This is a genomic window from Xanthobacter sediminis (assembly GCF_043195015.1).
Classification (GTDB): domain Bacteria; phylum Pseudomonadota; class Alphaproteobacteria; order Rhizobiales; family Xanthobacteraceae; genus Xanthobacter.
This window is the reverse complement of record NZ_JBAFWH010000004.1, coordinates 300,151-313,607: the sequence shown is the minus strand read 5'-3', so window position 1 is coordinate 313,607 and position 13,457 is coordinate 300,151. Positions and strand designations below refer to the sequence as shown.

The 13,457-nt window shown below is 68.5% G+C and carries 11 protein-coding genes; 8 read left to right on the top strand and 3 right to left on the bottom strand.

Annotated features, from left to right (window positions below; all coding sequences use genetic code 11):
• On the bottom strand, positions 1–1,629 hold the full coding sequence (locus V5F61_RS07425; RefSeq protein WP_393988852.1) for an acyl-CoA synthetase: 1,629 nt from the start codon (positions 1,627–1,629) through the stop codon (positions 1–3).
• Positions 1,630–1,870: 241 nt separating this feature from the next.
• Here V5F61_RS07425 and V5F61_RS07420 point away from each other — a divergent pair, with 241 nt between their 5' ends.
• Positions 1,871–3,787 (top strand): propionyl-CoA synthetase, encoded by a 1,917-nt coding sequence (locus tag V5F61_RS07420; protein WP_393988851.1) that lies wholly within the window; start codon positions 1,871–1,873, stop codon positions 3,785–3,787.
• Between the two features lie 52 nt (positions 3,788–3,839).
• Here the strand turns inward: V5F61_RS07420 and V5F61_RS07415 are convergent, their stop codons facing one another.
• Positions 3,840–4,145 (bottom strand): hypothetical protein, encoded by a 306-nt coding sequence (locus V5F61_RS07415; RefSeq protein ID WP_393988850.1) that lies wholly within the window; start codon positions 4,143–4,145, stop codon positions 3,840–3,842.
• A 351-nt stretch (positions 4,146–4,496) separates the two neighbouring features.
• Here V5F61_RS07415 and V5F61_RS07410 point away from each other — a divergent pair, with 351 nt between their 5' ends.
• The 4 genes from V5F61_RS07410 to V5F61_RS07395 all read left to right on the top strand — a co-directional run bounded on the left by V5F61_RS07410 (position 4,497) and on the right by V5F61_RS07395 (position 8,335).
• Positions 4,497–5,249, top strand: coding sequence for an outer membrane protein (locus V5F61_RS07410; protein ID WP_393988849.1), 753 nt, complete (start codon positions 4,497–4,499; stop codon positions 5,247–5,249).
• A gap of 456 nt (positions 5,250–5,705) precedes the next feature.
• Complete coding sequence (locus V5F61_RS07405; protein WP_393988848.1) at positions 5,706–6,416, top strand: outer membrane protein; 711 nt, start codon at positions 5,706–5,708, stop codon at positions 6,414–6,416.
• A gap of 284 nt (positions 6,417–6,700) precedes the next feature.
• Positions 6,701–7,615, top strand: coding sequence for an MBL fold metallo-hydrolase (locus V5F61_RS07400; RefSeq protein WP_393988847.1), 915 nt, complete (start codon positions 6,701–6,703; stop codon positions 7,613–7,615).
• Between the two features lie 36 nt (positions 7,616–7,651).
• The gene (locus V5F61_RS07395; protein ID WP_393988846.1) at positions 7,652–8,335 is read left to right on the top strand and encodes an SOS response-associated peptidase; all 684 of its coding nucleotides are present in this window, start codon (positions 7,652–7,654) and stop codon (positions 8,333–8,335) included.
• A gap of 273 nt (positions 8,336–8,608) precedes the next feature.
• Here the strand turns inward: V5F61_RS07395 and V5F61_RS07390 are convergent, their stop codons facing one another.
• Entirely contained in the window at positions 8,609–9,820 is a 1,212-nt protein-coding gene (locus V5F61_RS07390) for a ubiquinone biosynthesis hydroxylase (protein ID WP_393988954.1), read from the bottom strand.
• Positions 9,821–10,138: 318 nt separating this feature from the next.
• Here V5F61_RS07390 and tesB point away from each other — a divergent pair, with 318 nt between their 5' ends.
• The 3 genes from tesB (at position 10,139) to V5F61_RS07375 (ending at position 13,055) form a co-directional block, all read left to right on the top strand.
• Entirely contained in the window at positions 10,139–11,014 is an 876-nt protein-coding gene (gene tesB / locus V5F61_RS07385; protein ID WP_393988845.1) for an acyl-CoA thioesterase II, read from the top strand.
• A gap of 311 nt (positions 11,015–11,325) precedes the next feature.
• A complete protein-coding gene (locus tag V5F61_RS07380; RefSeq protein ID WP_234050913.1) occupies positions 11,326–11,664 on the top strand; it encodes a P-II family nitrogen regulator in 339 nt (112 codons plus the stop codon).
• Positions 11,665–11,693: 29 nt separating this feature from the next.
• A complete protein-coding gene (locus V5F61_RS07375; RefSeq protein WP_393988844.1) occupies positions 11,694–13,055 on the top strand; it encodes an ammonium transporter in 1,362 nt (453 codons plus the stop codon).
• The last annotated feature ends 402 nt before the right edge of the window (positions 13,056–13,457 follow it).

Sequence of the window (13,457 nt, the reverse complement as noted above, 5' to 3'; positions counted from 1 at the left end):
TCAGACTTCCTTCGCCAGCTCGCGCAGGCGGAACTTCTGGATCTTGCCGGTGGAGGTCTTCGGGATCGGCTCGAACACGATATGGCGCGGGCACTTGTAGCCGGCGAGGTGGGTCTTGCAGTGGGCCAGCAGTTCCTCGGCGGTCACGCTCATGCCGTCACGCAGCTCCACGAAGGCCACCGGGGTCTCGCCCCACTTCTCGTCGGGCTTTGCCACCACCGCGGCGGCGCTCACGGCCGGGTGCTTGTAGAGGGCGTCCTCCACCTCGATGGACGAGATGTTCTCGCCGCCGGAGATGATGATGTCCTTGGAGCGGTCCTTGAGCTGGATGTAGCCGTCGGGGTGCTTCACGCCCAGGTCGCCCGAATGGAACCAGCCGCCGGCGAAGGCATTGTCGGTGGCGGTGGGGTTCTTGAGGTAGCCCTTCATCACCGTATTGCCGCGGAACATGACCTCACCCAGCGTGGTGCCGTCGGCGGGCACGGGCTGCATGGTCTCGGGGTCCAGCACGTCGAGGGCGTCGAGCGCGGCGTAGCGCACGCCCTGGCGGGCCTTCTTCACGGCGCGCTCGGCGGCGGGCAGGCTGTCCCACTCCGAATGCCAGTCGTTCACCACCGAGGGGCCGTAGACCTCGGTGAGGCCGTAGACGTGCACCACGTTGAAGCCAGCGTCCTGCATGGCGGCAAGCACCGCCTCCGGGGGCGGCGCGGCGGCGGTGATGAACTCCACCTTGCCGGGCAGCGGGCGCTTGTCGGCCTCGGGCGCGCCGAGCAGGGTCGACATCACGATGGGCGCGCCGCACATGTGGGTGACGCCATAATCGGCAATGGCGTCGAACATGGCCTTGGCGCGCACCTGCCGCAGGCACACATGGGTACCGGCCACCAGCGTGATGGACCAGGGGAAGCACCAGCCGTTGCAGTGGAACATGGGCAGCGTCCACAGGTAGACCGGATGCTTGCCCAGGGCGCAGGTCACCACATTGCCCACCGCCAGCAGGTTCGCGCCGCGATGGTGATAGACGACGCCCTTGGGGTCGCCGGTGGTGCCGGAGGTGTAGTTGAGCGCGATGGCGTTCCACTCGTCGTCCGGGCCGGTCCAGGCGAATTCCGGATCGCCGGTCTCGAGGAAAGCCTCGTATTCGATGGTGCCGATGCGGTCGCCCTTGCCGGTGTATTCCGGGTCGTCATAGTCGATGACGATGGGCTTGCGCACGGCCATGGCGAGCGCCGCCTTCATCACCGGCGAGAACTCGCGATCGGTGATGAGCACCTTCGCCTCGCCGTGGTCGATGGTGAAGGCGAGGATGGCGGCGTCGAGCCGGGTGTTGAGGGAGTTCAGCACGGCGCCCGTCATGGGCACGCCGTAGTGGGCCTCCAGCATGGCGGGGGTGTTGGTGAGCATCACCGCCACGGTGTCGCCCTTGGCGATGCCGAGCTTGGACAGGGCCGAGGCGAGCCGCCGGCTGCGCGAGTAGAAATCGCGATAGTTGCGCCGGAGCGCGCCGTGGATAATGGCGGTGTGATCGGGGAACACGCTGGCGGCACGCTCCAGGAAGCCGAGCGGGGTCAGGGGCTGGTAATTGGCCTGATTGCGGTCGAGATGCAGGTCATAGATGCTACCGGCCATGGAATCCCCCTAAAATCCTCAAGTCCGCTCCCGGCCGAGCGGCGGGCGCGAAGGAGCATGGAATGGCGCGCGTCGCGCGGCGTGCAACCTAGCCACGGGCCGGGAACCGCGCAATCGGCGGGCGCAATAGAACAAGGCCTTTATCCATCCAACCAAGGTCGTACGCAGTTGTGCGTACTTGCCCCGCCGGAGGGGCCCCGGCACTAACCAACACAAAGATACGCCGATAAGGGAGACGTCCATGGACAACACGAGCAGCAGCCGGTACGCGCAAACCTATGCCCGCTGGCGCGACGATCCGTCCGCCTTCTGGGGCGAGGCGGCGAAGAAGATCGACTGGACCCGCCCCGCCGACAAGGTGTTCGACGCCGACGCCGGCGTCTACGGCCGCTGGTTCGTCGGGGCCACCGGCAACACCTGCTTCAATGCCGTGGACCGCCACGTGGCGGGCGGGCGCGCAGGGCAGGCCGCCATCATCTATGACAGCCCCGTCACCGGCTCCAAGCGCACCATCACCTATACCGAGTTGAAGCACGACGTGGAGACCCTCGCCGCCGTGCTGCTGGATCTCGGCGTGGAGAAGGGCGACCGCGTGCTCGTCTACATGCCCATGGTGCCGGAGGCGCTGGTGGGCATGCTGGCCTGCGCGCGCATCGGCGCCATCCATTCGGTGGTGTTCGGCGGCTTCGCGGCCAAGGAGCTCGCCACCCGCATCGAGGACGCCGAGCCCAAGGTGATCCTGGCCGCCTCCTGCGGCATCGAGCCGAACCGGGTGGTGCCCTACAAGCCCTTGCTCGACCTCGCCATCTCCATGTCGGCGGTGAAGCCGGAGCATTGCGTGGTGCTGCAGCGCCCGCAGGGCCCCGCCACCCTGGCGGAAGGCCGCGACATCGACTGGGCCGGGGCCTGCGCCGCCGCTTCCGCCGCCGGCAAGGCCGCCGCCTGCGTGGACGTGGCCGCCACCGATCCGCTCTACATCCTCTACACCTCCGGCACCACCGGCAAGCCGAAGGGCGTGGTGCGCGACTGCGGCGGCCACATGGTGGCGCTCGCCTGGACCATGGAGAACCTCTACGGCATCAAGCCGGGCGAGGTGTTCTGGGCCGCCTCCGACATCGGCTGGGTGGTGGGCCACTCCTACATCGTCTATGCGCCGCTGCTGGCCGGCTGCACCACCCTCGTCTACGAGGGCAAGCCGGTGGGCACGCCCGATCCCGGCGCCTTCTGGCGGGTGGTGGAGGAGCACAAGGTGGTGGCCCTCTTCACCGCCCCCACCGCCCTGCGCGCCATCAAGAAGGAAGACCCGGACTGCACCTTCAAGACCGGGCGCGACATGTCCCATTTCCGCACCTTGTTCCTGGCCGGCGAGCGCGCCGACCCGGACACCGTGAAGTGGGCGGAAGAAAAGCTCGGCGTGCCGGTGGTGGACCATTGGTGGCAGACCGAGACCGGCTGGGCCATTGCCGCCAATCCGGTGGGGCTCGGCCTCCTGCCCATCAAGCTCGGCTCCCCCACGGTGCCCATGCCCGGCTATGACGTGCAGATCGTGGACGAGGCGGCCAAGCCCGTGCCGGCCGGCACCATGGGCTCCATCGTGGTGAAGCTGCCGCTGCCTCCCGGCTGCCTGCCCACCCTGTGGCAGCAGGACGAGCGCTTCAGCGAAAGCTACCTCGCCGACTATCCCGGCTACTACAAGACCGCCGACGCCGGCTACATGGATGACGACGGTTACGTCTTCGTCATGGGCCGCACCGACGACATCATCAATGTCGCCGGCCACCGGCTCTCCACCGGCGGCATGGAGGAAGTGATCGCCTCCCATCCCGACGTGGCCGAGTGCGCCGTCATCGGCGTCAAGGATTCGCTGAAGGGCGAGGTGCCCTGCGGCTTCGTGGTGCTGAAGGCGGGCGAACGCCGGGCGCCAGAGGTGATCGAGAAGGAGCTGGTGGGCCTGGTGCGCGACCGCATCGGCCCGGTGGCCGCCTTCAAGCTGGCGGTGACCGTGAACCGCCTGCCGAAGACGCGCTCGGGCAAGATCCTGCGTGGCACCATGAAGAAGATCGCGGACCATGACGCGTGGTCCATCCCCGCCACCATCGACGACCCGGTGGTGCTGGAGGAGATCGAGGGCATCCTCAAGGAACGCGGCATCGGCTGAGCGGACAGGGGCGCCCCTGCGGCGCCCCCTCCCTTCCGCGCCGGCGCCGGGCTCAACCGCCGCCGCCGCGCCCGCCGTTGCGCGACGGCTCGAAGCAGGTGTAGCCCACGAAGCACTGCGGATTGTCGCGGGTCGGCACCCATTCTGGCTTCAGCTGCTGGTCGTACATGCAGAAGCGCAGGTCCCGCACATAGCGGTCGTAGAGGGTGGGCGAAGTGGCGAGCACCACCGCCCCCTCCTTCTGAACGAGCGCAGCCGCCTGGGCGCAGCTCATGTCGGTGCTGCGGGGCATGGCCTGGGCCGCCGCCGCGGAGGCGGCTATCACCAGCACCCCGGTCGCGAGCACTTTCAGCATCATCTCTCCATCCTCCGACACAGCGCCGCCGGCCTTGCGGCCGGCCCCGGCGCATCGCGGCACCCGCCTCGGGCAGGCCTCGCACCCGCCCCGAATGCATCCCACAGATGGGCGAGCCGCCGCCTGCGCGCAACGCGACAAAGGTGCTGATCCCTCGTCATATGAGGCGGCCGCTCATGGAAACACCGGCGCCGAGAATGAAAGCTGGTGTACCGCTTCCATTTACCTCCCGTTTACCATGACATGGTTACCAAATGCTTGAAACGCCCTTCGGCCGCGGGGTCCTGCGCCCGTGCGGGCACGCGTTCCAGCGGCAAGCCGCCCGCACGCGGCTTTCAGCTTCGGGGTTAGCGCATGAAGTCCATCGCCCTCGCCGCCCTTGCGGCCAGCGCCCTCGCCCTGCCCGCCGCGGCCGCCGACGTCACGGACCGCGCCACGCTCATCAAGGCGCTGATGCCCCGCAGCTTTTCCTGGACCGGCGCCTATGCCGGCGCGAATGCGGGGTATGGGGGCGGAGACGTCTCCTCCGATTCGCTGCTCTTCAGCACCAATTCCCTCACCACCCTCTCCACCTTCGAGGGCAGGGGCGCCACATCGTCCGGATTCGTGGCGGGCGGCCAGGGCGGCTTCAACTACCAGCTCCCGAACCGCTTCGTGCTGGGCGCGGAGGCAGACCTGCAGTGGAGCGGCATCGCCGCACGAGACCAGCAACAGGTGCTTTCGCCGCCGGGCGGCGTGCGCGCCTCCTCAGCCACTCTCGATTATTTCGGCACCGTGCGGGCGCGCCTCGGCTACGCCATGGACCGCTTCATGCCTTATCTCACCGGGGGCATCGCCTACGGCCAGGCCGGTTTCGGCCACACGGCGCTCGGTCTCAGCGGAGGCTTCTCGGCGTCATCCTCTTCCGCCCTGCGCTGGGGCTGGGCGGCCGGCGCCGGCGCGGAGGCCGCGCTCACCGACCACTGGACCATGCGGGCGGAATATCTCTACGTCGACCTCGGCAGCCTCGAAGAGGCCAGGTTCGACCCCGCGGCCGACCTCGTGGCCCTCACTGCGGCGGACCTGCGCTTCCAGACTTTGCGCGCGGGCGTCAACTACAAGTTCTGAGCCCCCCGGGAACGCGTCCCGCCGCCTGCGAGGGCCCCTTGCGGGCCTGCAACCCGCCCTTCTCCCGGATGCGCGGCTTTACACCCGACCACGCCACAAACACCCGTAGCGGTTGTAGCAAAAACTGCCCCTACGGAGCCTCCGGCACCCCTCGGCATTGCCTCAACGGCGGCGAGAATGTGGCGCAAAGTGCTTAGTTTGCAAATAATTTACCACAATTGGTCACGTTGGCCGTCGCCGGAGGCCCGGCACAATCAGCATCCGCGCCGAATGCACCATTATAGTACCGTTTCCTTGGTTGCATGGCGTGGATTTCGATGCACTGTGGCAGGAAAGCTACGGAATCTTTCCGCGGCCTCTGCTACATCACTCTCACTGGGCGGAACGAAACGGCTGCGCACGCACTCGACGTCACTGCCTGATAGTCGCGTAACCCAAAAATGGGGGATTAAAATCATGAAGCGTTTCCTTCTCGCCACCGCTGCGCTGGCTGCTCTCTCGGCTCCCGCCGCGGCTGCTGACCTGGCCACCAAGTATCCCGTCAAGGCCATCGCCGCTCCGGTCTTCTCCTGGACCGGCTTCTACATCGGCGCCAACGCCGGTTACGGCGGCGACAAGTTCAGCTACAACGAGTACACCGCCTACTCCCTGATCAACACCCGTTCGATCAACTCTTCGGGCTTCTTCGTCGGCGGTCAGCTCGGCTATAACTACCAGTTCGCCAACAACGTGGTCGTCGGCCTCGAGACCGACATCCAGTGGTCGAACATCTCCGGCACCGTGTCGGATACCTCGCCCTTCTTCTACCAGTCCTTCGGCTCCACGATCGACTACTTCGGCACCATCCGCGCCCGTCTCGGCTACGCCTTCGACCGGTTCCTGCCGTACATCACCGGTGGTGCCGCCTACGGCCGTACTTCGACCGACATCAGCGGCGGCCTCTGCGGCGCGTTCCTGAGCTGCTCCATCGCCTCCACCAACTGGGGCTGGACCCTGGGCGGCGGCGTCGAGTACGCCATCACCAACAACTGGACGTTCAAGACCGAGTACCTGTACGTCGACCTCGGCAACAACGATGTCGTGGGCGCCAACTGGGGCCTCGGCGACTCCATCAACGTCGACTCCAAGTTCCACACCGTCAAGGCTGGTGTGAACTACAAGTTCTGATCCTTCGGATCGAACGTGACGAGAGAGGGCCCGCCGCTTGCGGCGGGCTTTCTTTTTTGGCGCCTCGCGGCGATGGGCGCGCATATTCACGGCTGTGCGCGCGCCGGAAGAGTCTCGACCTCAGTCCACCCAAGATCAGGTGCCGTGGCGCCCTCCCGAGAACGTTTTGCTTTGCTGCACCAACCTGCGGCCCTCCCCGCCCCCGCGTGCCACCGGCCGTGGCGCTGAAGAGCCTCCGCTCTTTTGCCGTTTCAATGCCGCACCGAAAGCTCTAGCCTCCGCGCATGAGCGCCGACATTTCCTTCGATCGCGATTTTGATTCTCCCGCCGGGCTGGCGGTTCCGGTCACGCCCCTGGTGCGGCGCATCGTTGCGCCGAATCCCTCCGCCTTCACTTTCACCGGCACCTGCACCTACATCATCGGCCACGGCGAAGTGGCCGTCCTCGATCCCGGCCCCGATGACCCCGTCCATGTGGCCGCCGTGCTGAAGGCGATCGAGGGGGAGAGCGTCTCCCATGTGGTGGTCACCCACACCCACCGCGACCATTCTCCGGCGGCCCGCGCCATCAAGGCTGCAACCGGTGCGGCCATCGTCGGCTGCGGGCCGCACCGCGCCGCCCGCCCCCTCCATATCGGCGAGATCAATCCCCTCGACGCCAGCGCCGACACCGACTATTTGGCCGACCATACTCTTGAGGACGGCGAGGCCGTCTCCGGCCGCGGCTGGAGCCTGACCGCCCTTGCCACCCCCGGCCACACCGCCAACCACCTGGCCTTCGCGCTCAGGGAAGATGCCCTCCTCTTCTCCGGCGACCACGTGATGGCCTGGGCCACATCCATCGTCGCGCCCCCGGACGGCGCGATGGGCGACTATATCCACTCGCTGGAGCGGCTCGGCCTGCGGCAAGAAAGGGTCTACCTGCCAGGCCACGGCGGCCCGGTGCGCGACGCCCCCGCCTTCGTGCGCGACTATCTCGACCATCGAATCGCCCGCGAGACCGCCATCCTGCGCGGTCTCGACCGCGCGGCGGAAACGATTCCCGATCTCGTGCGGGGCATCTACATCGGGCTCGATCCACGGCTGGTGGGCGCGGCGTCCCTCACGGTGCTGGCGCATCTGGAGCATCTGGTGGAGACCGGGCGCGTCTTTACCGAAGGGCCGCCCGCCATCGACGGGCGCTTCCGCCTCGTGTCCTGATTCTCTCGCCGGCACATCGGAAGGAAGGGTCGGGCCATGTGCGGCCGTTTCGTCCAGCACCGGGCGCCCATTGCCTATGCGGAGCATTTCGGCCTCGATCTGGCGGCGCTGCGCCTGCCCAATTGCCCGCCCCGCTACAATGCCGCCCCTACACAGGACCTGATGGTGGTGCGCCTCAATCCGCATACCGGCGCGCTGGACCTCTCCCTTCTGCGGTGGGGATTCGTGCCCCTTTGGGCCAAGGACCCGAGCGGCGGCGCCAGGCTCATCAACGCCCGTGCGGAGGGGGTGGCGGAAAAGCCGACCTTCCGCGATGCCTGGTGGAAGAAGCGGCGCTGCATCGTGCCGGCGGACGGCTTCTATGAATGGCAGCGCCGCAACGGTGCCACCCGGCCCTTCTTCATCACCACGGCCGATGGCGCACCCTTCGCCTTCGCAGGGCTGTGGGAGGGCTGGAAGGACCCGGCCACCGGGCAATGGCTGCGCACCTTCACCATCCTCACCTGCCCGGCCAACGAGGCACTGCGACCGCTGCACGAGCGGATGCCCGTGGTGCTCGCGGATGCGGACATCCCCCGCTTCCTCTCGGATGATGACCCGCGCGACCTGCTGCGCCCCGCCCCTGCCGCGCAACTCACCTCCTGGCCGGTTTCGACCGCTGTGAACGCCGTGCGCAACGACGAGCCCGGCCTGACAGCGCCCCTGCCGCCGGCCGGTTGATACCATCGGCTCCGATCTTCGACCGGCACCAAGCGGGCGCACTCAGGTGCGGCGCAGCCCTGGCCCAAGGCCCATGCGCCATGCCCGCAAGCCTCTTGCGTCAGGTGCCGCCGGCCAGGAGCGAGAGGCGGCTGAAGCAAGGGATCAACGGGTCGAAACCACGGGTGCCGACGCGCCACCCACCTCCTTCACAGGAAGAAAGCGGAGGCGAGTCGCAACTGCCGGCCCTTCGCACCGCCTCCGTTCAGAGACAGACGGCCCCCTGCACGCCGCCTAAAGCGCCTCGCCGCGCAGCAGCTTCGGCACCGCCCCCGTGAGGCCGGCCGCATCGCGGATGAACAGGCCCTTCAGGCGCGGCAGGCGGTCCACCATTCCAAGCCCCACGTCCCGCAGCGCGCGCAGAGCGTCGGAGTGGTTGGAGAACAGGCGGTTGAGGCCGTCGGTGGCGATGCCCATGGCCAGGGTGTCGAAGCGCCGCCAGCGCTGGTAGCGCTCCAGCACCTGGGGCGAGGCGAAGTCCAGACCCACGCGGGCGGCATCGGTAACCGCCTCCGCCAGGGCCGCCACATCGCGCAGGCCCATGTTCAGTCCCTGCCCGGCGATGGGGTGGATAAGGTGGGCGGCATCCCCCACCAGCGCCAGCCGGTCGCCGACGAAGCTGCGCGCCATGGAGAAGCCGAGCGGATAGGGGCGCGGCCGCGTCACCGCCTTCACCCAGCCCAGGCGATGGCCGAAGCGCTGCTCCAGCTCTTCCTGGAACAGCGGCGCCGGAAGGGCGGCGATGCGCTCGGCATCCTCGGTGCGCTCGGTCCACACGATGGCGGAGCGGTTGCCGGGCAGGGGCAGCAGGGCGAACGGCCCGGCCGGCAGGAAATGCTCCTCGGCCCGGCCCTCGTGCGGGCGCTCGTGCTCCACGGTGAAGGTGATGCCGCTCTGGCCATAGCCCCAGGAGACGGTCTCGATCCCGGCCATGGACCTCAGGCGCGACCGGGCGCCGTCGCACGCCACCAGCAGCCGCGCGGAGACGCTCGCGCCGGCGCCGGTGGTGAGCGCCATCCCCGCCCCTTCTGGCGCGAAGGCGGCCACCGTCTCGGCCTTCAGCTCGATGCCGGCAGCCTCGGCGTCGGCGATGAGCGCGGCCTGGAGCACCGCGTTCGGCACCATGTGCGCGAAGGGCTCGCCGGGGACGACGTCGCCGTCGAAGGTGAGGAAGGTGGGGCGCGCCACATCCCGGGTTCGGCTGTCGGTCACCACCATGGAGAGAATGGGCTGGGCCTGCGCCGCGATGCGCGGCCACGCGCCGAGCACGGTGAGCATGCGCCGCCCGCACGCGGCGATGGCGGAGCAGCGCTCGTCGTCGATCACCGGATTGGCGAGAGCGGGATCGAACAGCGTGATGCGCGCGTCGGCGCCCAGCCCCTGCCGCAGTGCCAGCGCGAGGCTGAGCCCCGCCAGCCCGCCGCCGACGATGGCCACGTCGGACATCGCCGCCGGCGCGAGGAAGACGCCGGGCCCCGTATAGGGCGAGGGCGCAGCGGCGGGCTCGAACAGGCCACTCATGGATCAGTCTCCTCACAGCGTCGCTTGGCCGGGATCTCCTGGCCGGAATCTTGACCGGATGCCCGCTCGCGCGGCGGCCCCCGAAGGGCTCGCCCCGCCCCGGCCGAGGCCGGCGTCGACGCGGACGTCATGATCTTCACCTATACGGACTTGACGCGCCTCATGGGCGCGTGGCGTCTTCGTGCCTCGTCATCCTCACACCCGCCGCCCGCGCGCCGCGGGCCTTCCGCAAGGCCGATCCTCATGACCGACACGCCGTCTTCCGACGTTGAAGCGCTTCTGTCCATCCTCGATCTGGAGCAATTGGAGATCAATCTGTTCCGCGGTCGCAGCGGCAATCCGGGCGGCGGGCGCGTATTCGGCGGGCAGGTGGTGGCGCAGGCCTTGGTGGCGGCGCGCCGCACCGTGGATGCACCGCGCGTCACCCACTCGCTCCACGGCTATTTCCTGCTGGGCGGCGACCCCACCATTCCCATCGTCTACGAGGTGGAGCGCATCCGCGACGGGCGCAGCTTCACCACCCGGCGGGTGGTGGCCATCCAGCACGGTAGGGCCATCTTCTCCATGTCCGCCTCGTTCGAATTGGAAGAGGACGGCCTGGAACACCAGAGCACCATGCCGAAGGTGCCCATGCCGGAGGACCTGCCGCCCGACGAAGCCTGGCGCGCGCGCCTGCTGGAGCGCTTCCCGGAGGCCGCGAGCCGCGACTGGATGGCCATCAAGCCGCTGGAGATCCGGCCCACATCGCTGGACCCCTCCTATATCGGCAGCGCGGCAGCCACGCCCAGCCTGTGGGTGCGCGCCCGGGCGGGGCTGCCGGACGATCTGCCCACGCATCAGGCAGTCCTGGCCTTCGCCTCGGACTTCTCGCTGCTCCAGGCGGCCCTTTTGCCGCATGGGCGCTCGGTGTTCGACCGCGACCTGCAGGTGGCGAGCCTCGACCACGCGCTGTGGTTCCACCGGCCGTTCCGCGCCGACGAATGGCTTCTGTACAGCCAGGAAAGCCCGGCCGCCTTCGGCTCGCGCGGGTTCTGCCGGGGCGAGTTCTTCACCCGCGAGGGGGTTCTCGTGGCTTCGGCGACGCAGGAAGGATTGATGCGCCGCGTCACGCCCAAATGAGGGGCGCGCAAGCGGGGAATACCATCCGTTGACCATCTTTGATGCGTGTCGCCTAAAAAACAGGCGGAAAAAGCGGCGACCATCGGGCGCCGCCACGCCCTTGACCCTCGTGGCGAGAAAATAAGCAGCGGGACTCCGCGCCTCGCCGCATCTGGCACGGTCCTTGATTCCCTGGAAACAGGCTTGCCTGCCGCGGCGCGGAATTCCCCGTCCTGCTCTCGGCGGAGCCGACAGAAAACACCGGCTGGCCGGCACGCGGGGGTGGGCTTCGCGGCGCCGGATCCAGGCCACCAGGGAACAGGGACCGATCCATGAAGATCGTCATGGCCATCATCAAGCCATTCAAGCTGGAGGAGGTGCGCGACGCCCTCACCGGTATCGGCGTCCACGGACTGACCGTGACCGAGGTGAAGGGCTACGGGCGGCAGAAGGGCCACACCGAGATCTACCGCGGCGCCGAATATGCCGTGAGCTTCCTGCCGAAGCTGAAGATCGAGGTGGCGGTGGCCGCCGACCAGGTTTCGAAGGTCGTGGAGGCCATCACCGCTTCCGCCAAGACCGGCCAGATCGGCGACGGCAAGATCTTCGTTCTCGCCATCGACCACGCCGTGCGCATCCGCACCGGCGAGACCGACGCCGACGCGCTTTGAGCCTTCCTCATTTCACGGAGCCTTCTTCCATGACGTTCAAGACGTGGACCCGCGCGGGCGTTCCCGCGCTGCTGGCGGCGGCGGCCTTCGCCCTGCCGGCGCTTGCCCAGCCCGATATGGCGCCGGCGGCCGCCTCCCCCGCCGCCGCCGCGGCGGTCTCCACCGTGAACAAGGGTGACGTTTCCTGGATGATGACCTCCACGGTCCTCGTCCTGCTCATGACCGTCCCCGGCCTCGCCCTGTTCTACGGCGGCCTCGTGCGCGCCAAGAACATGCTCTCTGTCCTCATGCAGGTGCTCACCATCACCGCGGTGATGATGCTGGTGTGGGCGATCTACGGCTATTCGCTGGCCTTCACCTCCGGCAACGCCTTCATCGGCGGCTTCGAGAAGGCGTTCCTGGCGGGCGTCACCGTGGACAGCCTCGCGGACACCTTCACCAAGGGCGTGCAGATCCCCGAGTTCGCCTTCATCGCCTTCCAGATGACCTTCGCGGCCATCACCCCGGCCCTCGCCATCGGCGCCTTCGCCGAGCGCGTGAAGTTCCCGGCGGTGATCCTGTTCGCCGTGCTGTGGGGCACCTTCGTCTACTTCCCGATCGCCCACATGGTGTGGTTCTCGGAAGGCTACCTGTTCACCCTCGGCGCCCTCGACTTCGCGGGCGGCACCGTGGTGCACATCAACGCCGGTGTCGCCGGCCTCGTCGGCGCCATCATCGTCGGCAAGCGCATCGGCTACGGCAAGGAGCAGCTTCCGCCCCACTCGCTGGCCTTCACCATGGTCGGCGCCTCCCTGCTGTGGGTCGGCTGGTTCGGCTTCAACGTGGGCTCGAACCTCGAAGCCAACGGCCTCGCCACCCTCGTGATGGTGAACACCTTCCTCGCCACCGCCGGCGCCGTCGTGGGCTGGCTCGTGATCGAGTGGCTGGTGCGCGGCAAGCCCTCCATGCTCGGCGGCGCGTCGGGCGCGGTGGCCGGCCTCGTGGCCATCACCCCGGCCTGCGGCGCCTCCGGCCCCATGGGCGCCATTGTGCTCGGCATCGTCGCGGCCATCATCTGCTTCTTCTTCTGCACCGCGGTGAAGAACGCCCTCGGCTATGACGACAGCCTGGACGTGTTCGGCGTGCACGGCGTCGGCGGCATCGTCGGTGCCATCGCCACCGGCATCCTGGTGTCGCCCGCCCTCGGCGGCGCCGGCGTGGCCGACTACTCCATGGGCCACCAGGTGTGGGTGCAGACCCAGGCCACCCTCGTGACCCTCGTGTGGTCGGGCGTCGTGTCGGCCATCATCTTCTTCGTGCTCAACATCATCGTCGGCCTGCGTCCGTCTGTTGACGTGGAGCGCGAGGGCCTCGACATCAACGAGCACGGCGAGCGCGCCTACCACTCGTGAGCTGATCCCCGGGGGCGCCCGCCGCCCCCGGCCGTCTTCCCGGCCTGTCCGGTCCCAAATAAAAAGAGGGGAACCAACGGACCCCGGCGCCTCCCGCGCCGGGGTCTTTTTGCATGCTGAGGCCGGCGGCGCCCAGGCGCGCCCATCTGCGCCCTTTCCCCCGTCCCGGCCGCCTGCTAGAAGCCGGCCTTCGGATTGGCTTCACACGGCCCGAGGATGACCCACGTCGCAACGGCCCCACACCCATGGGGCGAAACGCCATCGCCGCGCGGCACCGCATCGCGCGCGAGCGCGCGGCGCGTGCATGGCACGCGAATTATCGGCCCGGTCCCCCGCCGGCGCGACTGAGGCGCGCGGGGGAGCCGGGACCCTTGACCCCGCGTTTTGCCCATCGGCCGCCTG